General features: G+C 69.6%; 19 protein-coding genes. 5 read left to right on the top strand and 14 right to left on the bottom strand.

What is annotated here, in order from left to right:
- Positions 1-104 precede the first annotated feature (104 nt).
- Together EDF31_RS16345 and EDF31_RS16340 are read right to left on the bottom strand one after the other, a co-directional pair.
- On the bottom strand, positions 105-1,286 hold the full coding sequence (locus EDF31_RS16345) for an HRDC domain-containing protein (RefSeq protein ID WP_131846915.1): 1,182 nt from the start codon (positions 1,284-1,286) through the stop codon (positions 105-107).
- 71 nt (positions 1,287-1,357) lie between these two features.
- Positions 1,358-1,939 (bottom strand): DUF3000 domain-containing protein, encoded by a 582-nt coding sequence (locus EDF31_RS16340; RefSeq protein ID WP_123312757.1) that lies wholly within the window; start codon positions 1,937-1,939, stop codon positions 1,358-1,360.
- 23 nt (positions 1,940-1,962) lie between these two features.
- Here EDF31_RS16340 and EDF31_RS16335 point away from each other — a divergent pair, with 23 nt between their 5' ends.
- On the top strand, positions 1,963-3,186 hold the full coding sequence (locus tag EDF31_RS16335; protein ID WP_131846892.1) for an alpha/beta fold hydrolase: 1,224 nt from the start codon (positions 1,963-1,965) through the stop codon (positions 3,184-3,186).
- A 129-nt stretch (positions 3,187-3,315) separates the two neighbouring features.
- Here the strand turns inward: EDF31_RS16335 and EDF31_RS16330 are convergent, their stop codons facing one another.
- From EDF31_RS16330 to EDF31_RS16285, 10 genes are all read right to left on the bottom strand, one after another.
- Positions 3,316-3,849: a hypothetical protein gene (locus EDF31_RS16330; protein WP_131846891.1), complete on the bottom strand. Its 534-nt coding sequence runs from the start codon at positions 3,847-3,849 to the stop codon at positions 3,316-3,318.
- Positions 3,846-4,571 (bottom strand): hypothetical protein, encoded by a 726-nt coding sequence (locus EDF31_RS16325; RefSeq protein ID WP_131846890.1) that lies wholly within the window; start codon positions 4,569-4,571, stop codon positions 3,846-3,848. The genes EDF31_RS16330 and EDF31_RS16325 overlap by 4 nt, the downstream gene beginning before the upstream one ends.
- Positions 4,568-4,984 carry a DUF6188 family protein gene (locus EDF31_RS16320; RefSeq protein WP_131846889.1) on the bottom strand — a complete coding sequence of 139 codons (417 nt, stop codon included), beginning with the start codon at positions 4,982-4,984 and terminating at the stop codon, positions 4,568-4,570. The genes EDF31_RS16325 and EDF31_RS16320 overlap by 4 nt, the downstream gene beginning before the upstream one ends.
- Positions 4,981-5,355, bottom strand: a complete 375-nt coding sequence (locus tag EDF31_RS16315; protein WP_131846888.1) for a DUF6188 family protein — start codon at positions 5,353-5,355, stop codon at positions 4,981-4,983. The genes EDF31_RS16320 and EDF31_RS16315 overlap by 4 nt, the downstream gene beginning before the upstream one ends.
- A 25-nt stretch (positions 5,356-5,380) precedes the next feature.
- Complete coding sequence (locus EDF31_RS16310) at positions 5,381-5,980, bottom strand: Imm26 family immunity protein (protein WP_165901458.1); 600 nt, start codon at positions 5,978-5,980, stop codon at positions 5,381-5,383.
- Positions 5,981-6,190: 210 nt separating this feature from the next.
- Complete coding sequence (locus tag EDF31_RS16305; protein WP_131846886.1) at positions 6,191-6,655, bottom strand: hypothetical protein; 465 nt, start codon at positions 6,653-6,655, stop codon at positions 6,191-6,193.
- A 48-nt stretch (positions 6,656-6,703) separates the two neighbouring features.
- Positions 6,704-7,051, bottom strand: coding sequence for a hypothetical protein (locus EDF31_RS16300; RefSeq protein ID WP_131846885.1), 348 nt, complete (start codon positions 7,049-7,051; stop codon positions 6,704-6,706).
- A 13-nt stretch (positions 7,052-7,064) separates the two neighbouring features.
- Entirely contained in the window at positions 7,065-12,407 is a 5,343-nt protein-coding gene (locus EDF31_RS16295) for a DUF6531 domain-containing protein (protein ID WP_131846884.1), read from the bottom strand.
- 145 nt (positions 12,408-12,552) lie between these two features.
- Positions 12,553-13,011, bottom strand: a complete 459-nt coding sequence (locus EDF31_RS16290; RefSeq protein ID WP_131846883.1) for a SufE family protein — start codon at positions 13,009-13,011, stop codon at positions 12,553-12,555.
- Positions 13,008-13,913, bottom strand: a complete 906-nt coding sequence (locus EDF31_RS16285; RefSeq protein ID WP_131846882.1) for a sulfurtransferase — start codon at positions 13,911-13,913, stop codon at positions 13,008-13,010. Before EDF31_RS16285 ends, EDF31_RS16290 begins: the two co-directional genes overlap by 4 nt.
- Before the next feature lie 136 nt (positions 13,914-14,049).
- Between EDF31_RS16285 and zapE the strand changes: the two genes are divergently transcribed.
- The 3 genes from zapE to EDF31_RS16270 all read left to right on the top strand — a co-directional run bounded on the left by zapE (position 14,050) and on the right by EDF31_RS16270 (position 17,337).
- Positions 14,050-15,069 (top strand): cell division protein ZapE, encoded by a 1,020-nt coding sequence (gene zapE, locus EDF31_RS16280; RefSeq protein WP_131846881.1) that lies wholly within the window; start codon positions 14,050-14,052, stop codon positions 15,067-15,069.
- Between the two features lie 205 nt (positions 15,070-15,274).
- Positions 15,275-16,549, top strand: coding sequence for an ammonium transporter (locus EDF31_RS16275; protein WP_111086361.1), 1,275 nt, complete (start codon positions 15,275-15,277; stop codon positions 16,547-16,549).
- Between the two features lie 137 nt (positions 16,550-16,686).
- On the top strand, positions 16,687-17,337 hold the full coding sequence (locus EDF31_RS16270; protein ID WP_131846880.1) for a tyrosine-protein phosphatase: 651 nt from the start codon (positions 16,687-16,689) through the stop codon (positions 17,335-17,337).
- Positions 17,338-17,476: 139 nt separating this feature from the next.
- Here the strand turns inward: EDF31_RS16270 and EDF31_RS16265 are convergent, their stop codons facing one another.
- Positions 17,477-18,448, bottom strand: coding sequence for an aldo/keto reductase (locus tag EDF31_RS16265; RefSeq protein ID WP_123338347.1), 972 nt, complete (start codon positions 18,446-18,448; stop codon positions 17,477-17,479).
- 131 nt (positions 18,449-18,579) lie between these two features.
- On the opposite strand from EDF31_RS16265, the gene EDF31_RS16260 reads away from it, so the two are divergent.
- Positions 18,580-19,548, top strand: a complete 969-nt coding sequence (locus EDF31_RS16260) for a beta-ketoacyl-ACP synthase 3 (protein WP_131846879.1) — start codon at positions 18,580-18,582, stop codon at positions 19,546-19,548.
- Positions 19,549-19,606: 58 nt separating this feature from the next.
- On the opposite strand, the gene EDF31_RS16255 is transcribed toward EDF31_RS16260, so the two are convergent.
- On the bottom strand, positions 19,607-20,524 hold the full coding sequence (locus tag EDF31_RS16255; protein ID WP_207896255.1) for a hypothetical protein: 918 nt from the start codon (positions 20,522-20,524) through the stop codon (positions 19,607-19,609).
- Positions 20,525-20,536 lie beyond the last annotated feature (12 nt).

Genomic DNA, 20,536 nt, shown 5'->3' with positions numbered 1-20,536 from the left:
GATCGGGCCGGAACGCTCATCGCTCCGGCCGGCCGGGCCTCGCCCGGCGACACTCCCGACGCTATGCCCCCAGGCTGGGCGGCCGCATGCCGGTTGGGCGGTTCCTACGACTCGACGTCATCCGTCGCCGCGGGCTGCTGTGCAGCAGCGACAAAGGCCGAGGCGATGACCGAGGCCAGTTCCTCCACCTGCCACGGACGGGCCTCGTGCGAGGCGAGGGCAGCCCCGACCAGCTCGGTCGACGGTGGCGACGGCGGTGCCCACGACACCACCCGGAGGGTCTCCGGGGTGAGCAGGTTCTCGAGCGGGATGTCGAGCTCCTCGGACCGCTTCGTCACTGCAGCACGGGCGGCCTTGTACCGTCGGTCGGCGGCGGGATTGCGGTCGGCCCAGGCGCGGGGCGGCGGGAGCGTGGCCTCGCCGGAACCGCGGAGCTTCGGCAGGTCCTCGGTCGTCCGGCCCTCGTCCACCGCGGCCCACCAGCGGTCGAGCTCGGACCGGCTGGCCCGGCCGGTGAACGCCTTCAGCCCGCCGAGCTCGGCGCGCGACGCGGGTGCGGCCGCCGCCGCTGCGACGATCGCGGCGTCGGGGATGGTGCGCCCGGGAGCGATGTCGGCCGCGCGGGCGTACTCGTCGCGGGCGAGCCAGAGCGACCGGGCGATCGCGAGCGCGCGGGCACCACGGAGGGCGTGCATGCCGGACAGCCGGCGCCACGGCTCGGCGCGGACGGGCTTCGGGGCGCGGTGCAGCACCGCGTCGAACTCCTCCTCCGCGATGCGGGACTTGCCGGCCTCGTCGAGCTTCGCGGCGAGGGCGTCGCGCAGGTCCGGCAGGAGTTCAACGTCGAGCGATGCGTACACCAGCCACGACTGCGGCAGCGGTCGGGTCGACCAGTCGGCCGCCGAGTGCGCCTTGGCGAGCGTGATCCCGAGCAGCTGCTCGACGACGGCACCGAGCCCGACCCGGGGGAACCCGGCGATGCGTGCGCCGAGTTCGGTGTCGAAGATGCGGGTCGGGACGAGGCCGACCTCCTGCAGGCACGGCAGGTCCTGCGACGCGGCGTGGAAGAGCCACTCCTCGTCGACGATGGCCGCCTGCAGCTCGGAGAAGTCGCCGATCGGGATCGGGTCGAACAGGAACGCGCCGGCACCGCGGCGGAACACCTGGATCAGGTAGGCGCGCTGCGAGTAGCGGTAGCCGCTGGCGCGCTCGGCGTCGACGGCGACGGGGCCGTGACCCGCAGCGATCGCCGCGACGGCGGCCAGGTAGTCGTCGCGCGACTCGATGACCTTGACGGCCTCGTGCGAGTCCTCGAACGCGGGGTCCGGTGCACCGGGGGTCGAACTGACGGGGTCGGTCACTTGGCGAGCCTCCTCGGGGCCAACAGGGTCACGCCGTCCGAGGCAGGAGGCAGACCGGCGAGCATGGCGACGATGTCCTGCCATGCCCGGACGTGCGCGGTGAGGTCGTCACCGCGCGGCGTCCACGATGCGCGGAGTTCCAGCTGGGCGCCGTCGCCCTGTGCGGCGAGGTCGCCGTACCCGCGCGAGATGATCTTGGTGGCCGTGCCCGAGGCGTGGTCGTACTCGGCGCCGTGCGTCTCGAGCGCGTCGACGAGCCAGCTCCACGTGACGTCGGCGACGAACTCGTCGACACCGATCTCGGGTTCGAGTGGTGCTTGCGCGAACGAGACCACCCGGAACGCGCCGCCCCAGCCCTCGGGTTCTTCGGGGTCGTACAGGGCGATGAAGCGCCCGGTGCCGAGGTCCGACTCGACGCCGTGCGCGGTGCCGGACACGTCCGCCGCCAGGGCGATCGAGAACGGTGCGATCCGCGTGGGCGAGGGGATCTCGGTGACGGTGGTCTCGGAACGGCTGCTGCCGGAGGACACGAACGCGCGGAGCCGCGCGAAGGCGTCGGGCTCTCGGGTTTCGGACACACATGCAGACTAGGCTCCGGGCCATGTCCCGATCCGCGCGACCCGCCGAGGACGTCGTCCAGGAGACCGCACGATCGGCCGGCTTCATCGCGCTCGGCGCCGGTCTGGCCGCCGCCGCCGTGGGAACGGCCGTCATCGGCGGCTTCGTCGCCGCCGTCGCCCGTGCCGTCGTCACCCCGGACCGCAAGCGCACCGAACGCGTCCCGATCCACGCCGTCGACCCGGTCCGGATGACCGTGACCATCGAGCGGACCGCCGACACCGAGCTGCAGGGCCGCTACTCCCTCTGGTTCGGCGCCGGCACCGGGCACATGCGCGTCGGTGAGGTCCTCGGCGCCACCGACACCACCGTCACACGCCGCATCATCGCGATCGACGCCGGCGACCCGACCGCTGCACGCCGCGGTCGCTGGGGCGGCTGGTTCTACCTGACCCCCGGCGAACTCGACGTGCCCGTCGAGGACGTCGACATCCCCACCCCGAACGGCCCGGCTCCCGCGTGGGTCGTCCGCGCCGACGACCCGGCAGCGCCCTGGGCGGTCCTGGTGCACGGCCGTGGCGTCACGCGTGCCGAGACGATCCGCGCCGTCCCGGTGTTCCGCGCCGCCGGCTACTCGGTCGTGCTCGCGTCGTGGCGGAACGACGGCGTCGCCCCGCCGAGCGTCGACGGCCGCTACGGCCTCGGCAGCACCGAGTGGGAGGACGTCGACTCCGTCCTCCGCTGGCTCACCGCGCAGGACGCCCAGAGCGTCGTGCTCATGGGCTGGTCGATGGGTGGCGCCGTCGTGTTGCAGACCCTGCTCCGCTCGCGCTTCGCCGGCCTGGTCGACGGGGTGGTGCTGGAGTCTCCGGTGGTCGACTGGCACGCGGTGCTGAAGTCGCAGAGCCAGCTCCTGCGTCTGCCGCGTCCGGTCCGCAAGGTCGCGCAACGCCTGCTCCGCACGCCGGTGCTGCACCGGCTCGCCGGGCTCCAGGCTCCTGTGGACCTGCGCGAGCTCGACATGGTCACGCGCTCCGACGAGCTCACGGTGCCGATCCTGCTGCTGCACAGCGACGACGACGGGTTCGTGCCGTCCTCGGCCTCGCACGACCTGGCCCGCGCACGGCCCGATCTGGTGCGGCTCGAGATCCAGACCACGGCCCGGCACACCAAGCTCTGGAACCACGACGCCGACTGGTTCGACGCCCGCATCCTCGCGTGGCTCACCGAGGTGGTCCAGCGGCGCGGGGCGACCAGCGCGCGGTAGACGCGACCGAAGGGCGGACGGGAGGCGCGGTTCCAGCTGGCACCGCGCCTCCCGTCCGTCCTTGCGTCCGTTCGGTCGCATCGTGAGCAGAAATGGTCGAGCCACCGTCCGACACCCGACCATTCCTGCTCACGAAGCGGGTGGTCCGGCATTCGTTCCGTTCGTCGTCTGCTGTCGCGGCCCGAACTCCTCGAGACGAGTCGCCGGTCGGCCGAGCTGCGCTGGGCCGTGCGTCCGGTCGAAGGCATCGCTCATCGTCGTGAGCGGCGGTCGGACCGTCACGGTCCATTCGCCACTGTCGAACGCGTCGATCCGGACGACCAGGTTCGACTCGTCGGTCAGGTCCGAGCCGGGGAGGTAGCCGAGGAACTCGCCGTCGATGAGCTGCCGCATGCTGTCAGCGATCTCCATCGCCTCGGCATGGCTCAGGATGAGCCCGGGTTCCGCCGCCGCGTCGACGCGGCGTTCGAGTGGGAGCGCTTGGACCGGCTTGTCAGGGGACGTGACGGCGTACAGGGTCGTGAGGACCCAGACGAGCTCTGGTGAATCGAGCTCTGATGTTTCGAGCTCTGAGAAGAACTGCACCAGGTCGGGCAGCACGATGCGAGCAGCGGCGATCCGGTAGGTGGCCATCCCCAGGTCGCCCGGCACTGTCGTGGTCATCCGTTCTCCTCGGTCGTCTCGGTCTGGGGCGAGAGGCCGCCCACGCTCATGGCAGCGAGGACGTCGGTCCTGCCGGGCGTGAACGCCGTGAATCCGACCCATGTGTCAGCCTGCACGATGCAGAACCGCGGCTGTTCGTCGCCGAGCGGCACGAGCGCACGGGCGAACTCGTCGAGTCCGCGGACGTCGAAGCCCTTCTCGGCGGCCATCGTGTACTTCGTCAGGAAGGTCCGTGCCGTCGCCAGCGCGCCCTGATCGAAGACACGGAGCCGTTCCTCGGCCGCGCACTGCGATGCCACCTCGAGCGCCAGTTCGGCCCCCGGGGCGTCTGATGTGCGCAGGCGCGAGCACAGCTCCTGGACGGTGATGTGGACGAGTCCGATGGATCGGTCGATCGCCGTGGCCGCCACGAGCGTTCGGTCCGTCGCGCGCAACACGACCGTCACGAGTTCGTCGGCGTGCTCTACCTGACAGATCAGGACGAGCTCGTCGCCGAGGGCTTCGAGTGGGTCGATGAACGGCGCGAGGTTCGGCTCCTGCTTCGAGTAGGTCCGCCGGATGACCGCTGCGAACGAGCGTGCGGACACGTCGGAGACGAGCACATCCGTGTCCGGCCCGACAGTGGCGAGGACCTCGACGACACGGTCCGGGAGCTCCACGGTCGATTCATCGGTGACCGCTCGGAGATGGTGGATCGAGATGGCCGGGGGCGCGTCCGTCACCGTCGGATCTCCGCGGACGACGGGCCCTGTCGGTACCGGACCTCGCCGTCGGGCAGGACGTCGATGTCGACCCGTGCGCGCCCCGGTTCGCTGTAGTGCCAGGACGGACCTCGGCGGTTCGACCAGCCCTCGAGCAACTCACCCGAGGCGAACCGGATGGCGATCCGCGCGCCCGTGACTGCACCGTCCGAGACGACCTTGTTGTGCAGGGCAAGGAGGTCGAGCAGGGACGGTTTGTCGCCGGGATCGAGGAACGCGTGCTCCCCGTCAGAGCCTGTCAGCGCGAAGTCGGTCTCGAACCGGAGCGAAGCACCGCTCGAGAAGCGGATCGTCACGTCTGGTCCGATGGTGATGAGGTCGACGGTGTCGCCGGCGATGTCCAGCGCGAAGGGCTGGCGCGGAACGCCGCTCATCCTCGATCTCCTTCCGTGCCCGTGCTCGTGCTTCCGGTCGGAGGCTCGGTGCGGGCCGGGCGAACCTTCGGCCCGGAGACCTGCCAGGACTCGAACTCGGCATCGGGACCGGCGACGAGGGTGTCCCCGCCGTCGAAGATCAGCGTCAGTACGCCGTTCTCGGTCGAACTCCGAACGAGCTCGACACCGAACAGCCGCAGGATCGGGGCCAGTGCGTCCTTGCTTTCGGGATCGACGACCGCGGTGCTTCCGGACCGGTCGGTGACGGTGCACTCGGATTCGAGCTGGACGCGGTAGCCGTTGCCGAACCCCAGCTCAAGCCGGAAGTCGACGCCTATGAGGTCGAGCGTGCCCGCGCGCTCGACGGTCATCGCGCCCCCGGTGGGGTCAGCGGTGTCAGCGACCATGATCGTTCCCTTGTACGGATTGCTGTTCAGGAGCTGCCCTCGCTGAGTCTGCTCGAGCAGATCGAGATTCTCCGAAGAGTTCCCATGACGTCGGAGTGGGGCGGTACCGGAGGTCGTCGTACACCGGCCGCCACGGTTCCAAGCCGTGGTGGGCACGAACCGCTTTCTCCACGACCATCGGGGAGTCGACGGTCAGATGCGGAACACGGCGGGCATCGTCAGCCGTCGCCCTCCGCATCCTCGACCCGTCGAAGTTCGTGACGTGCACACCGTCGTAGTCCTCCGATCCGTGGCTGAACGCGGGCAGGAACCGGCGATGATCGGGAATGCTGTTGCCCACGATCTGCCACATGCCCGGTCGGAATCGCGCATCCAACGTCATCCGCGCGAGAAGGGGAGTCGCTGCCGTCACGTCGCTGAAGTGGAGGGTCTGCACTGACCTGACGGGCGCGACGAGGTCGAAGATGATGACGTAGAGCGCCTTCGTGTACTTGCCGATCACCTGTCCGAGCACCACCTTGCTGTCATCGAGCGGCACGGTGAAGACGTCACCGACCGCAACTGGGTAGATCTGTTGCTGTGAACTCAACGTGGTCCTTTCAGGCTTTGGTTGCACACGTCACAAGTGCGATCGCGGGGGAGCTTCGCCCCAACTCCGATGGGCAACTCGACCCTGACGGGTGATGCTGTTCACGGATGGGGAGCCATCCCCGCGTGGACCGGTGGACTCAAGAGAGCACGTTTCGTTCTCGTGGGCCGGTTGCTCTGTTTCTGCTCAAGGCTCGCGACCGTGCGGTGTTCACGGTGGCATTTCGGTCGAAGGCCCGGTGGTGCGGGTGGTCATCGCCGGCACTCGCGTTCCCGGCCCGAATGCCCGGGCAAATCCGTCCCGAATCTCGACCCGATCTGTGTCGATGATGATCGTCCACAACGAGCCGTCACTCATGTCGAGGCGGATGACTGCTCTGTCGATATCACCGACTTCGGATGGGTTGAATCCGACGAACTCGCCATCGATGAACTGCTGCGTGGTTTCGGTGAGTCGCATGAACGAGGCATTGTCGAGCACCGGATTGGGCAAGTGGGGCGCGCTCGAGAGCTGCTCCAGTTCGGCAACGTCCAGTCCGGGATCTCTCGACACGTTCACGAATATGTCCTCGGCCGTCCATGAAAGCTGCGGCAGATGAAGGGAGGACACGACGTCGGCGAGGTCGAACCACCCGCTATCGCCCTGTTCAGATTCACGGGTAAAAAGTCGCAGCATCGGATCCGATTCAACCTCGCCTTGTCCTCCGCTTGAAGACGCTGGAAATCATTCGTCAAATAGCAGTTGTTGAGCGCTGGGAATGTTTCTTGGCATCAAATCCGTGAACCACGGAAGCTCTAGACTGTCAATCCTCCCGTTCTTCGTCCAGATAAGAACTTCGCCTACAACTTCAGAAGATTCATCTGCATAAGAGGCTTCGATCGGAAGGGGCTGGTCCGGCAAGCTGACGGCGGGTGAGTCGTCAAGGTCTATCTGCCAGATCCGTGGACCAGTCGCTCGGAATCCTCGAATTGCTTGCGCTTGGTCCTGCAATGGTCCTGATTCAGGTAGGAGTAGGTGATCCAAGCAAGTGCGGACGAGATCGTGCAGACGTGATTCGTCTTCTGTCTTCATGTTGCCCCAATCTTCAAGGTGTGTCCCTTGGGATGAACATTGTACCGACACGAGGGGTGTCCTCTACATTGGATCCACGTACGCGAACAGTAGCGTCGCTTATTGGTACATCTTCAACAAATTTGCCGGGGGGTAGATCTTTTTTGTCGAGGTGATGGGCAACGGCCTCGATGACCGGACGCTTCCCTCCCATCGAGTCGACGAGCGGATCAAGTCCGTGTTCCTTCTTGTCGAAGATGTGCCCCATCTTGTTCGGATCTTCGAGAACCTTGTCTGCAATTCGCTGGGCGCGCTCACCGAGTCCTGTCGGAGGTAAAGGAGCGACGTCGGAAAGCCTGTTCACCGCGGTCGGCAGGTGCACTTTCGACATCGTGCCGCCGGTGGCCGCCGACGTCGCGGCACCCTCGGCAGCGTTCCGGAGCAGGCCACCGGGGGTCACCGGCTGGCCGCTCACGGCGTAGTTCGCGACGTTCTCGACCGCGCCCTCTGCGGCGTTGCCCAGCAGGTGCTTCCCGATCAGGGCACCGGCACCACCGCCGACCGCACCGAATGCCCCGCTGACGGCGACCTGGCCCCAGTTCACCTCGCCGGTCGTGGCCTTCTGGATGATGGTGTCGGCACCGGCGCTGATGAGCATCATGCCGACCGGACCGCCGACGCCGGTGGCGAGAAGCACACCGCCCGCGACGACCATCGCGCCGCCGGCGACGTACTCCCAGTTGTCCGCGAACCAGTCACCGGTGGCCGCAGCGGCCCGGGCGAGCGGACCCTGTTCGGCCGCCGCGTAGGCCTCCAGTTCCGCGTCGGTAACGGGCGCGAGACCGAGCGGGTCGATGGCGTGCAGCGGATCGTTGCCGGCGAACGAGTAGGGGTTGCCTGCCCAGGCTGCTCCGGCGGGCGCGCTGACCGGGTCGATGGACAGGAAGCCGCGCGACGACGAGTCGTACGCGCGGGCACCCATCCACTCCAAGCCGGCGACCTGCAGCGAACCGTCGGCGCCGAGCGCGATCTCGCCGGGCAGGCCGGAACCGCCGAGGTCGATGAGCGTCTGCCACGGGTCGGCGTCGTCGGCTGCTCTCGTCGTGCGCCGACCGCTGGTTGCCCACCCGTCGCCCACCCCGGTGAGACCACCGGGAGCGCGGACGACCGGGGTGTCGCCGACAGCGAGGAGCGTCGGCGCGAACGCGGCGGTGTCCCAAGCGATCGGGATGCCGTCGACATCGGCGAGTTCACCGAGGGCGTCGACGTGCAGGTCGGTCGTGGTGGTGCCTGCCGCGGTGGCCTCCGCCACCGCGGTGAGGTGACCCTGCGGGGTCCAGCCGTACGTGGTCGTCACCCCGTCGGCTCGGAGCGCCTCCACCCGACGACCAGCGCCGTCGTAGGCGTACTCCGCCTCGGGCACCCCGTCCGGAGCGTCGACCCTGGTCAGCTGTCCGGCGGCGTCGTACGAGAACCGTCGGGCCCCGGAGTCCGTTCGTTCCTCGACCAGGCGACCCGCTGCGTCGTAGACCCAGCCCGTGCGACTGCCGTCCTGGACGGACGCCACCAGCTGCGCGGCATCGTCGTGCTCGTAGGTGGTGCTCCCGCCGGGTCCATCGACCCGGGTGATGCGCCCGTCGGCGTCGCGCCCGATGGTGCTGAGGTGCGTGCCGTCCGAGTCGATGCGCGTGTGTCGGACGACGTGTCCGTTCGCGTACTCCCAGGTCTGCAGCTGGTCGCCGGCGCGGGCCTCCAGGAGCCGCCCTGCCGCGTCGTGCTCGTACCGAACTTCGCCGAAGGCCGAGTGGTCGACGCGGACGACCCGTCCGGTGGCGTCGTGCTCGTACCGGGTCGTGGACCCGTCAGGGGACTGCACCGAGGTGCGGAGTCCGTCGGCATCGTGGGTCCACCGGGTCTCGCGCGTGCCGGTGGCACGTCGGACGAGCTGGCCCAGTCGGCTGAACTCGAGGACGTGGGAGGCAGGGGAGTCCGCACGGGTCTCGTCGGTGATCGTCACCGTGCGGGCGCGGGCATCGCGGTCGATGCGGCCGATCAGACGGTCGTCGGCGTACTGCGCGGATTCCCGACCGGCTGCGTCGTACTCCCACCGCAGCACGGTGCCGTCCGGATCGGTCTGGGTGAGCTGTCGTCCGGCGGCGTCGTAGGTCGCCGTCGTCGTGCGCCCGAGCTGATCCGTGGACGAGGCCACCTTGTCGAGCTGCGTGTACGTCCGGACGGTCACGCCACCCAGCGGATCGACGGAGCGGACGAGTCGTCCACGCTGGTCGTACTCGTAGCGGGTCGTACCCCCGAGACCGTTCACCGCGGCGACGAGCTGTCCTGCGGCGTCGTACCGGAAGGTCCGCTGGCCGAAGCGGGTGTCCCGCGCCGAGACCACGCGACCGACTCGGTCGTACCGGTACCGGACGGTGCCGACCCCGGGGACGTCGGCGTGGACGACCCGGCCCTGGCGGTCGTACTCGGTCCGAGCGACCTCGCCGGTCGGCAGGGTGCGCGCGACGACCCGCGAATCCGCGTCGTAGGTCAGCGTGGTGCGTGCGCCGGCGGGATCGATCGCGGAGACCGGTCGGCCGCACGCGTCGTACTCGTACCGGGTGGTGCGGCCCGCCGGGGTGGTGACGGCGACGACGCGTCCGGCGAGGTCACGTTGGATGCGGGTGAGCCCACCGTCCGGGTCGACGAGCTCGACCGGGCGGCCGCAAGCGTCGTACGTCGTCAGCTCAGCAGAGGAATCCGCGTGCTCGAGCCGGGTCGGACGCCCGAACTCGTCGGTCGTGACGGACACGGCGTCGAAGGCGTCGCGGACCGTGGAGACGCCGTCCGTGCGCGATTGCCCCACCTCGGTGCGGACACCGGTCGGGTCGACGGTGGCGCCGAGGGCTCCGACCGCGTTGTACTCGCGTCTCCAGGTGCCGCCGGCCGGGTCGACCACGGCTTCGAGCCGCGAGAGCGCGTCGTGGACGAACGCCCACTCGGCACCGCCGGGCAGGGTCATCGTCGACACGTTGCCGAACGCGTCGAAGTCCTTCGTGACGACGCGACCGAGGGGGTCCGTGGTGGACACGACCTCGCCGTGTGGACCGTGGGTGACTTCCGTGCGGGCACCGGTCGGGTCGATCGTCGCCGTTACCCGACCGCCGTCGCAGTGCTCGAACCGCCACAGTCCGCCGTCCGGATCCTCGCGCGCGGTGAGCAGCCCGGCGGCGTCGTAGCGGTACCGGGTCCGGTGGCCGAGCGGTGTGACGGCCTCGACGATCCGGCCTCCGGCGTCGCGGACCAACCGCGCGGTGTCGCCGACGGCGTTCTCGGCGCCGACGAGCTCACCGGACGCGTCGTGGTGGAACGTGACGACGACGCCCGTCGGATCGGTGGTGCGGACGAGCACCCCGTCCTGCCAGTCGAGCAGCGTGCGTCCGCCGACGGGATCGACGACGGCCGACGGGTTCCGGTCGTCGCCCGTGTACTCGTACTCGGCGACCCCGCCGTTCGCGGTGACCACCGTGGTCATGCGGTCCTGCTCGTCGTACCCGAAGGTGATGTCGGCGCCCTCCGGCGTCACGGTCCGGACCCGACGCCCGCGGTCGTCGTACCCGTGGACGGTCACCTGACCATCGCGCTCGGTCACCGAGACGAGGTTGCCGTGCGGGTCGTACGACATCGACTGGCGCTGCCCGTCGGTGTCGATGATCCCGACGACGCGGCCCTTCCGGTCGGCAATCCAGGTGTTCGCGTGGTCCCCGTCGACGTCGGAGACCGAGGTGACCCGACCCGGCAGGTACGTGAACCGGACCCGTCGACCGAACGGTGTGCGCTGCTCGATGACCCGGCCGCGGTCGTCGTAGGTGTTCTCGCACTCGACGACCCCGGTCGCCGCGGTCACTCGGTCGATCAGCCCGTCCGCGTTCCAGCGGTACCGACGACTGCCGACAGCGTCGGTCGCCCGGACCAGCCGGCGGGCGTCGTCGTCGTAGTGGTACTCGACGCGGCGACCGTCCGACGCCGTCACGGATGCCACCCGGTCGCCGCGGTACTCGATGTCGACGAACCGCCCGAACACGTGCGCGAGCCGGGTGATCCGGTCCTGCTCGTCGCGGCGCACGGTCACGGCGGTGCCCGCACCACGATCGCTGCTCAGCCACAGTCCGGACGGCGTGAACGCCCACCGACCGCCGGCGTTGTCCCGCACGACGAGTGAGTCCTGTTCGGCCCGGAGCCACAGGTCCTCGCCGATGCCGCGGCTCCACCCGTCCCCCTGCCGTGGGAAGTCGATCTGCCGACCGTCGTCCAGCACGACCGAGGCGGCCTCGTCGCTGACCTCGAGCCGGACGTCGAGGATCGAGGACCACCCGAGTCCGAACACCCCGACGCGGCCGTCGAGTGAGTTGTACATGCGGGTGAGCCGGAGCGACGCGGCCTGCCCCGCGAAGGACAGGTCGGTCTCGGGCTCGAGGAAGTTGCCGGTAGCGGTGTTGACCGGGTCGTCGGCGAACCCGTTCGTCGGGGGTGTTCCCATGGCCGAGAACGGCCCGATGGTGAAGTCATCACGTCCGGCGTCGATCCCCGCCGAGGACAGGGCTGCCGCGATCGCCGCGTCTGACAGCGTCGCGGGCCCGGCACCACCACCGGCGGCCTCGAACTGCGCTGCGACGGTGCCCGCCCAGTCGGCGTCCTTCCCGTTCGCCGTGAGCCAGTCGTTCACCGCGGTCAGCAGCGACTGGGCGTTCAGGGTGCCCCAGCACGGGTTGCACTCGGCCTCGTAGTCGCTCAGGGCGTTCCGGAACGTCAAGACGGCGCCGGACAGATCGGCGTCGAGCGTCCGGGTGGTCGCCTCGAAGGAGCGGAGGTCCGCGGGGACGGCGGACGACGTCCCACCGCTGGTCCCGCCGCCCGCCGGGAACTCCCGCCCCGTGACGCTGACCTCGTCCGCCTGCAGTCGTGGCTCCGGCTCGGGCTCCGGCGGCTTCGGGTCGTCGCCCCCGCCGAACCACGTCGAGATCTCGTGTCCTGCGGCGACGAGGAGGTTCTCCTCGCGTTCACGCTTGCGGGCGGTCCACTCCTTCGCCTGCTTCCGCCGGTCGTCCTCGTGCTTCGCGGCGTCGCGGAGCTGCTGCACGAAGCCCGACAGGCTCTGCAGCGACTCGACGAGCTTCGTCGCGCTGCGCGAGGCGATGTCGGCGTTGTCCGCGAAGACCTCGGAGAAGTAGCCCCGGAACTCCGCACGCGCAGTCGTCACCGATGGCGACCGCGACCCGGACTGGCCGCCGATCGACGACGCAAGCGCCGTCGAAGCCGACTTGAGCGCATCCGCCGCGCTGTACGAGTAGCCGGTCGGATCGTTCCCGTGGATCTTCGCCATCGTCATTCCCCCCTGGAGCTGACCGCACCATCCTGGCACGGGTCCGGACTGAAATTCCAGAGGACGGCATGCGTGCCGAGGGGGAGATGGACGGGAGGCCCGTGGCGGAGCCGCCACGGGCCTCCCGTCTGTCAGAAGGTCGCGTCTACGACACCGCAGCCTGCACCTGACGCTGCACGCGTCCGAGCATGCCCACCATGCCGCGGATCCGCAGCGGGCTGACCGCCTCGGACAGCCCGATCGTCAACGGGTAGTCCGCCGGCACGGCGAGCACCTGCGCTGCCGTCAAGCCGCTCAGGCCCTGCGCCAGGATGGAGGCGAAGCCGCGCGTGGTCGGCGCCTCGCGCGGGGCGGTGGCGTGCATGCGGACGACGTCGGGTGCGTCGCCGTCCTCGCCCACGGTCACCGTGATGAACACGGGGGACTGGCACTCCTCGACCCGTTCGAGTTCGTCCTCGTGCCCCTGCAACCGTTCGGGCAGTGCGGGCAGCTCGTTCGAGAACTCGAGGAGGAGCTGCAGGCGGTCCTTCTGGCCCAGGGCGAGGAAGTCGTCGCGGATCTCGGCGAGGGTGGCGGGGAGGGAGGCCTCGGTGCTGTCGTTCATCGGTTCGGAACTGTACCCGGCTCCGCGCCCTGCACGATCGGGACGCGGACGGCGCTGCCCCACTCGGTCCACGAGCCGTCGTAGTTGCGGACGCTGTCGTAGCCGAGCAGGTGCTGGAGGACGAACCAGGTGTGGCTCGACCGCTCGCCGATGCGGCAGTACGCGATGACCTCGTCCGCATCGCCGATGCCGGCGCCCTCGCGGTAGATGGCGTCGAGTTCCGCGCGCGGCTTGAACGTGCCGTCCGGTGCGGCGGCGGTCGCCCACGGGATGTTCACCGCGGTGGGGACGTGGCCGCCGCGCAGTGCACCCTCTTCCGGGTAGTCGGGCGCGGTGGTTCGGGAACCGTCGTACTCGCCCGGGCTGCGCACGTCGATGAGGGGCTTGCCGAGGTGGGCGAGCACGTCGTCCTTGTAGGCACGGATCTCGGTGTCGATCCGGTCGACGACCGGGTACTCGGCCGGCGTGACGACGGTCTCCTCGGTGGTGAGGGCGCGGTCCTCGGCGATCCACTTCGCACGGCCGCCGTCGAGCAGGCGGACGTCCTCGTGGCCGAACAGCGAGAAGACCCAGAGGGCGTAGGCGGCCCACCAGTTGTTCTTGTCGCCGTAGAGCACGACGGTGGTCTCGCGGCCGATGCCCTTGCTGCCGAGCAGTTCGGCGAACGCCTCGCCGTCGATGTAGTCGCGCTGAACCGGGTCGTTGAGGTCGGTGTGCCAGTCGATCTTGACCGCGCCGGGGATGTGTCCGGTCTCGTAGAGCAGGACGTCCTCGTCGGACTCGACGACGACCAGGTCGGGGGTGTGGGCGTCCAGTTGTTCCTGCAGCCACTCGGTGGAGACGAGACGCTCCGGGTGAGCGTAGGCGGTGAACTTCTCGGACGGGTCGACCGGTGCGGTCATGGTGAGCTACCTCCAGGTGGTCATCCGGCACCGGACTAGGATCGGTCGTCGGTGCCTGTGGGCAACGGTACGCGGACGTACCGTGCCCCAGCCGCAACGTGACACCGCACGACTTGCTTCCCGGAAGGGTTCCTGATTGTCCACGAACACCGCGCCAGCGCACCTCGTCGACCGTGACCCCCAGGTGACCCCGCAGCAGATGGCCGCGGCACTCGTGCCACCGCCCCAGTTCGCGGACGCCTCGTTCGACTCGTACCGCCTGGACCCGGACTACGCCTCGCAGGCCGACGTGCGCGACGCCGTCGCCGCGTTCGTCGCGGCCGGGCCGACCGAAGCGCCCCGTCGCGGCCTGTTCGGCCGCCGCAAGCAGCCGGTCGAGCCCGCTGCGAAGTCGGGCGTCTACCTGGACGGCGGGTTCGGTGTCGGCAAGACCCACCTGCTCGCGGCGGCATACCACGCGGCCTCCGGGCGGAAGACGTTCGGCACGTTCATCGAGTACACGGCGCTGGTCGGCGCGCTCGGGTTCCAGGGCACGGTCGACCTGCTGCGGGGGACCGCGCTGGTCTGCATCGACGAGTTCGAGCTCGACGACCCGGGCGACACCATGGTCATGACCCGCCTGATCAAGGAGTTGACCGAGACCGGCACCCGCTTCGCCGCCACCTCGAACACACCTCCGGGCGCGCTCGGCGAGGGACGGTTCGCGGCCCAGGACTTCCTGCGGGAGATCCAGGCGATGTCCGACCGGTTCGACACGATGCGGATCGACGGGCTCGACTACCGCCGCCGCGCGGTCGACGAGTCGGCGGGTGTGGTGTCCGACGTGGCCGCGGCACTGCCCGCCGGCACCGTCACGCTCGACGACTTCTCGGCCGTGGTCGCGCACCTCGGCTCGGTGCACCCGTCGAAGTACGTTGCACTCGTCGAGGACCTCGACGCCGTCGGGCTCACCGACGTCCGGGCGTTCACGGACCAGACCGACGCGCTCCGGTGGGTCGCGCTCGTCGACCGGCTGTACGACGCCCAGGTCCGGATCGTGGCCTCGGGCACGCCGCTCGACCAGGTGTACCCCGACGCCATGCTCGACGGCGGCTACCGCAAGAAGTACCTGCGCGCAGCGAGCCGTGTCGTGGCCCTGAGCCGCGCCCAGGACTGACCCCCACCGCCCGGGGTATCCGCTGACCGGTCGGTGCACCCCCTGTCCAGGGGGCATCGGGCCGTGCGAAACACGACGTTTACAAACCGCGCCGTCGCGTTACATCCGCGAAACACATCGTGCCCCCTCGTGAAACGTCACCTCGCCAGACTCGGTGTCACCCGAGGCGGTCCAAGAGCCGCTCGTGCAATCGAGAGGTGAACAGATGCTTGATCAGGGCAACACGACGTTCGTGTTGGTCATGGCGGCGCTGGTGTTGTTCATGACACCCGGCCTGGCCTTCTTCTACGGCGGTTTGGTGAAGGCCAAGTCCGTCATCAGCATGATGATGATGTCGTTCGGTGCGATCGCACTCGTGAGCGTCCTGTGGGTGCTCTACGGCTACGCGATCGCCTTCGCCAACCACGGTGACGGCACGGCGGTCTCCGGTGTCGTCGGGTTCTTCAGCATCGACTGGAACCAGATCGGCCTCGGCCAGGCCTTCGAGGAGGCGCAGTCCTCGAACATCCAGGCGGCGTACCCGTCGATGGCGTTCGTCGGCTTCCAGGCCACGTTCGCGATCATCACGGTCGCGCTCATCTCCGGCGCCATCGCCGACCGCGCCAAGTTCGGCGCCTGGATGGTCTTCGCGGGCATCTGGGTCACGGTCGTCTACTTCCCGGTCGCCTCGTGGGTCTTCAACCTGACCTCGGGTTGGGCTGCCACGTGGGGGGTCATCGACTTCGCCGGTGGCACCGCGGTGCACATCAACGCCGGCGCAGCAGGTCTCGCCCTGGCGCTCGTCCTCGGCAAGCGCGTCGGCTTCGCCAAGGGTGCACACAAGCCGCACAACCCGCCCTTCGTCCTGCTCGGTGCCGCCATCCTGTGGTTCGGCTGGTTCGGCTTCAACGCCGGCTCCGAGGGCGCCGCTGACGGCATCGCCGCGATCGCCTGGGTCAACACCCTCGCCGCACCGGCCGCTGCCATCCTCGGCTGGCTGCTCGTCGAGAAGCTCAAGGACGGCAAGGCCACGTCGGTCGGCGCCGCCTCGGGTGCCGTCACCGGTCTCGTCGCGATCACCCCGGCGTGTGCCAACCTGACCCCGGGCTGGGGCATCCTGCTCGGTTTCGTCGCCGGCATCATCTGCTGCTTCGCCATCGACTGGAAGTACCGTCTCGGCTTCGACGACTCGCTCGACGTCGTCGGTGTCCACCTGGTCGGCGGCATCGTCGGCACGCTGTACCTCGGCTTCTTCGCCAACGACACCGGCCTGATCTACTCCGGTTCGTTCGAGCAGCTCGGCAAGCAGGCCACCGCGGCCCTGGCCGTCGGCATCTACTCCTTCGTCCTGGCGTTCGTCATCGGCTTCCTCATCGAGAAGACGATCGGCTTCCGCGTCAAGACCGAGGACGAGGTCGCCGGCATCGACACCGCGGTCCACGGTGAAGAGGGCTACGTCCTCTACGAGCAGACCGACGACTCGCCGGTCTCGGTCCGCTAGCCAGCAGACACCAGCTCCACCAGCACCACCCGCACGACGACGGGCCCCGCGCACACAGCAAGCGCGGGGCCCGTCGTCGTGCGGTCCGGCGTCTGTCGTCTGTCGTCTGTCGTCTGTCGTCTGGCAGGGTTGACGGCATGACGACGACGTCGACCCTCACCAACCTGCGCGAGGTCGGGGGACCGGGCTTGCAGGACGCCCGACCCCGCACCGTGTACCGCGCCAACACCGAACGCGTCGTTGCCGACGCCTACCCGCACGGACTCGCGGCCGTGGTCGACCTGCGCCGTGACGACGAGGTCGCCCGCGTCCCGCACCCGCTCGGCACAACCGACGGCTACCGGCTCGTCCCGCTGTTCGACCCGTCGACCGTCGAGTCCGGCGCCCAGGCCGTGCAGCTCGAGGAGCAGTACATCGACTGGCTCGAGCGCCACCGCACCGGGATCGCCGCCGCGTTCCGCGCCATCGCCCGGTCCGACGGCGACGTGCTCGTCTGCTGCTCCGCCGGCAAGGACCGCACCGGCGTCGTCAGCGGACTGCTCGCCCGATTCTGGGGTGCGTCGATCGAGGCCGTCGGCGACGACTACGCCGCCAGCGCTGCCGGGCTGGCCGATCGGTTCGCCGCAGAGCGTGCGGTCAGTACCGACCCCGAGGCCACCGCCGTCGCGCAACGGTGCGTGCCGGAGACCATGACCACCGTGATCCAGCACGTCGAGGCGCGGTGGGGCAGCGTCACCGCGTACCTGCGCTGGGCCGGGCTGACGGACGCGGAGATCGCAGCACTCTGACGGGCGTGCGTCGTCCTGACGGCTCGCCACGTGCGGTGGTCGCAACGGCGGACGGGAGGCACGGTGCGCGTCCGACGCGCACCGTGCCTCCCGTCCGTGGCCCTGATCGCGGGCCGTGGTTCCGGCCCGTTCCGTCAGCTCACCAGGCGTAGTCCTCCGGTGAGGTCTTGTGCCCCGGGAAGATCTCGTCGAGCCGGTCCAGCGCACGCTGGTCCAGGCGGATGTCGACGGCGCGGACCGCGGACTCCCACTGCTCCATCGTGCGGGGACCGGTGATCGGCGCGGTCACACCGGGCTGGTGGAGGAGCCACGCGAGGGCGAGCTCGCCGGGCGTGTGGCCGAGCTCCTCGGCGAACGACTCGTAGGCCGTGAGCTGGTCGCGGTGCCCCTCGACGTACTCCGCGCTCCGACCCGACAGACGGCGGGAGCCGTTCTCGGTCTTCTCGATGACACCACCGAGCAGACCGCCCTGCAGCGGCGACCACGGGATGACGCCGAGGCCGTACTCGCGGGCGGCGGGCAGGACCTCGCGCTCGATGTCGCGCACCACGAGGTTGTAGATCGACTGCTCGCTCACCAGGCCGAAGGTGTGGCGGCGCTTCGCGGCCTCCTGCGCCTGGGCGATGTGCCAGCCGGCGAAGTTCGACGACCCGACGTACAGGACCTTGCCCTGCTGCACGGCGACGTCGATCGCCTGCCAGATCTCGTCCCACGGGGTCGCACGATCGACGTGGTGGAACTGGTACAGGTCGATGTGGTCCGTCTGCAGGCGCTGCAGGCTGGCGTCGAGCGACTGGCGGATGTTGAACGCGCTGAGCTTGCCGCCGTTCGGCCAGTCGATCATGTCGCCGTAGACCTTGGTCGCCAGGACCGTCTTCTCGCGACGGCCGCCGCCCTTCGCGAACCAGCGGCCGATGATCTCCTCGGTGGCACCCTTGCCCACCGAGCCGCCATAGCCGTTGGCGGTGTCGAAGAAGTTGACGCCGAGCTCGTGGGCCCGGTCCATGATGGCGTGCGAGTCGTCTTCAGTGGTCTCCGGGCCGAAGTTCATCGTGCCGAGCACTGCTCGTGAAACCGACAGCCCTGTCCGTCCGAGGTGTGTGTAGTCCATGACTCCGGTCTACGCGCTCCGAGGGGCACCCTGCCAGGCCCTGGGAGTACCGGTTCTGCATGCTGCGTCGCTGCGCCGCCGCATGCCGTCGGGGGCATGTTCTGGTTCGGGGGAGGAGTACCGTGACGACGGTGAACACCCCAGCACTCCGTGGCAGCCGGATCCTCGGGTTCGGTCACCACCAGCCCGAACGCATCCTGACCAACGACGAACTCTCGACCATGGTCGACACCAACGACGAGTGGATCCGCACCCGGACCGGGATCCAGACCCGCCACATCGCCGGGCCGGACGACACCGTCACGTCGATGGCGATCGAAGCGGGCCGCAACGCCCTCGCCGACGCCGGCGTGTCGCCCTCGGCGGTCGGACTCGTCATCGTCGCCTCCACCACGCACCAGGACCGTGCGCCGTACACCGCCGGTCGGGTCGCCGCCGCGCTCGGGATGACGAACGGTCCGGCGCCCATCGACATCAACACCGCGTGCAGCGGGTTCGAGTACGCGCTCGCCCTCGCCGACCAGTCGATCCGCGTCGGGTCCACCGACGTCGCGCTCGTCATCGGGTCCGAGACCCTCTCCGCCATCGCCGACTGGACCGACCGGTCGACGTGCGTGCTCGTCGGCGACGGAGCCGGAGCTGCCGTGCTCGGCGCCGCCGACACCCCCGAGATCGGGCCCGTCTCGTGGGGCAGCGTGCCGCACCTGCTCGACGCGGTGCGGGTCGAGGGAACGCCCGGCCGGTTCAACCAGGAGGGGCGCTCGATCTACCGCTGGGCCATCACCGAGGCCGAGGGGCACGCCCGCAAGGTCGTCGAGGCCGCCGGGCTCACCATGGACGACATCGAGGTGTTCGCGTTCCACCAGGCGAACCTGCGGATCATCGAGCCGCTCGTCACCGCTCTCGGCGGGGAGTCGAAGTTCGTCATCCGCGACGTCGTCGAGTCCGGGAACACCTCGGCCGCCAGCGTGCCGCTCGGGTTGTCGAAGGCATGGGCGCGTGGCGACCTGCCCGAGGGCGTCCCCGCGCTGCTGTTCGGCTTCGGCGGCGGGTTCGCGCACGCCGGACAGGTCGTCAGGACGCCGGTGCGGTCGTTCTGATCGGGCCTCGGTCGTTCTGATCGGGCCTCGGTCGTTCTGATCGGGCCTGCCGCCCGGCTCAGCGCTCGGGCGTCTCCGACCAGAGGTCCTCGTCCTTCGCCGAGCCGCGGCGCCAGCCGAGTTGCTTCTGCTGCTTGGGCTGCTTGGGCTCCTTCAGCTGCTTCTCCTTGGGCTGCTTGTCCTTCGGCTGCTTCTCGGGCTTCGCCGGCTTGGGCTCGAGGATGATCGGGAAGTGTGCCGACGGCGGCCCGAACCCGGTCCGCGAGGCCTGGATGACCTTCCGCCCGAGCGCGTGGTTGCCGAGCCCGCCGACGGCTGCGCCGATCCCGAACGGCAGTGCACGGCCGAGCACCGACGTCCCCTGACGCACTGCGAACCGCTTGATGAACTGGTCGCGGACCTGCCCGCCGAGGCCGTTGACGACCTGCTTCGGCAGGGACGAGGTCACCATCTCGCCCCAGAACGCCGTGCGCGCCTGACCGCCGGCGATCTGTCCGCCGAGCTGCTTGATGAGCTGTGTGCCCGGAGAACCGAGGATCATCGCCATCACCAGGGTCCGTGCCCGTTCGGGGTCGTCCAGGGCGATGCCGTGCACCTCGGTCACCGACTGGGCGAACAGCGCGGTGGTCTCGAGGAACCCGACCGTCTCCGCGCCGCTCAGCCCGAGGGCGGCCACCATCCCGACGCCCGGGATGACCGCACTCGCACCGACCGCTGCGCCACCGGTGGTGACCGCGGTGAGGTACTGCCGCTCGAGGATCTGGATGACCTCGGCGGGGGTGGCGTCCGGCTTGCGTCGGCGGATCGCGTTGACGTGCGCCACGACCACCGGGCGCTGGACGCTGATGGCACGGTCGAGCCACTTGACCCACCCGCCGGGTTGTTGCGGCTGCGGGGTCCGTGAGTCGTCGGGCATGGGGGAGACCTGGGCGTTCGGCAGCGGCACGATCGCCTGGTCCTTCGGGGAGCGGGCCATGCGCTCACCGTA

Source organism: Curtobacterium sp. PhB142 (assembly GCF_004341255.1).
GTDB lineage: Bacteria > Actinomycetota > Actinomycetes > Actinomycetales > Microbacteriaceae > Curtobacterium.
This window is presented reverse-complemented; position numbering and strand designations above follow the sequence as displayed.

Excerpts from the sequence above, each read along its gene's own strand:
- EDF31_RS16335 (WP_131846892.1), top strand. The coding sequence starts at position 1,963 with ATGTCCCGATCCGCGCGACCCGCCGAGGACGTCGTCCAGGAGACCGCA.
- EDF31_RS16330 (WP_131846891.1), bottom strand. The coding sequence starts at position 3,849 with ATGACCACGACAGTGCCGGGCGACCTGGGGATGGCCACCTACCGGATC.
- EDF31_RS16320 (WP_131846889.1), bottom strand. The coding sequence starts at position 4,984 with ATGAGCGGCGTTCCGCGCCAGCCCTTCGCGCTGGACATCGCCGGCGAC.
- EDF31_RS16315 (WP_131846888.1), bottom strand. The coding sequence starts at position 5,355 with ATGACCGTCGAGCGCGCGGGCACGCTCGACCTCATAGGCGTCGACTTC.
- EDF31_RS16305 (WP_131846886.1), bottom strand. The coding sequence starts at position 6,655 with ATGCTGCGACTTTTTACCCGTGAATCTGAACAGGGCGATAGCGGGTGG.
- EDF31_RS16300 (WP_131846885.1), bottom strand. The coding sequence starts at position 7,051 with ATGAAGACAGAAGACGAATCACGTCTGCACGATCTCGTCCGCACTTGC.
- EDF31_RS16295 (WP_131846884.1), bottom strand. The coding sequence starts at position 12,407 with ATGGCGAAGATCCACGGGAACGATCCGACCGGCTACTCGTACAGCGCG.
- EDF31_RS16290 (WP_131846883.1), bottom strand. The coding sequence starts at position 13,011 with ATGAACGACAGCACCGAGGCCTCCCTCCCCGCCACCCTCGCCGAGATC.
- EDF31_RS16285 (WP_131846882.1), bottom strand. The coding sequence starts at position 13,913 with ATGACCGCACCGGTCGACCCGTCCGAGAAGTTCACCGCCTACGCTCAC.
- EDF31_RS16275 (WP_111086361.1), top strand. The coding sequence starts at position 15,275 with ATGCTTGATCAGGGCAACACGACGTTCGTGTTGGTCATGGCGGCGCTG.
- EDF31_RS16270 (WP_131846880.1), top strand. The coding sequence starts at position 16,687 with ATGACGACGACGTCGACCCTCACCAACCTGCGCGAGGTCGGGGGACCG.
- EDF31_RS16265 (WP_123338347.1), bottom strand. The coding sequence starts at position 18,448 with ATGGACTACACACACCTCGGACGGACAGGGCTGTCGGTTTCACGAGCA.
- EDF31_RS16255 (WP_207896255.1), bottom strand. The coding sequence starts at position 20,524 with ATGGCCCGCTCCCCGAAGGACCAGGCGATCGTGCCGCTGCCGAACGCC.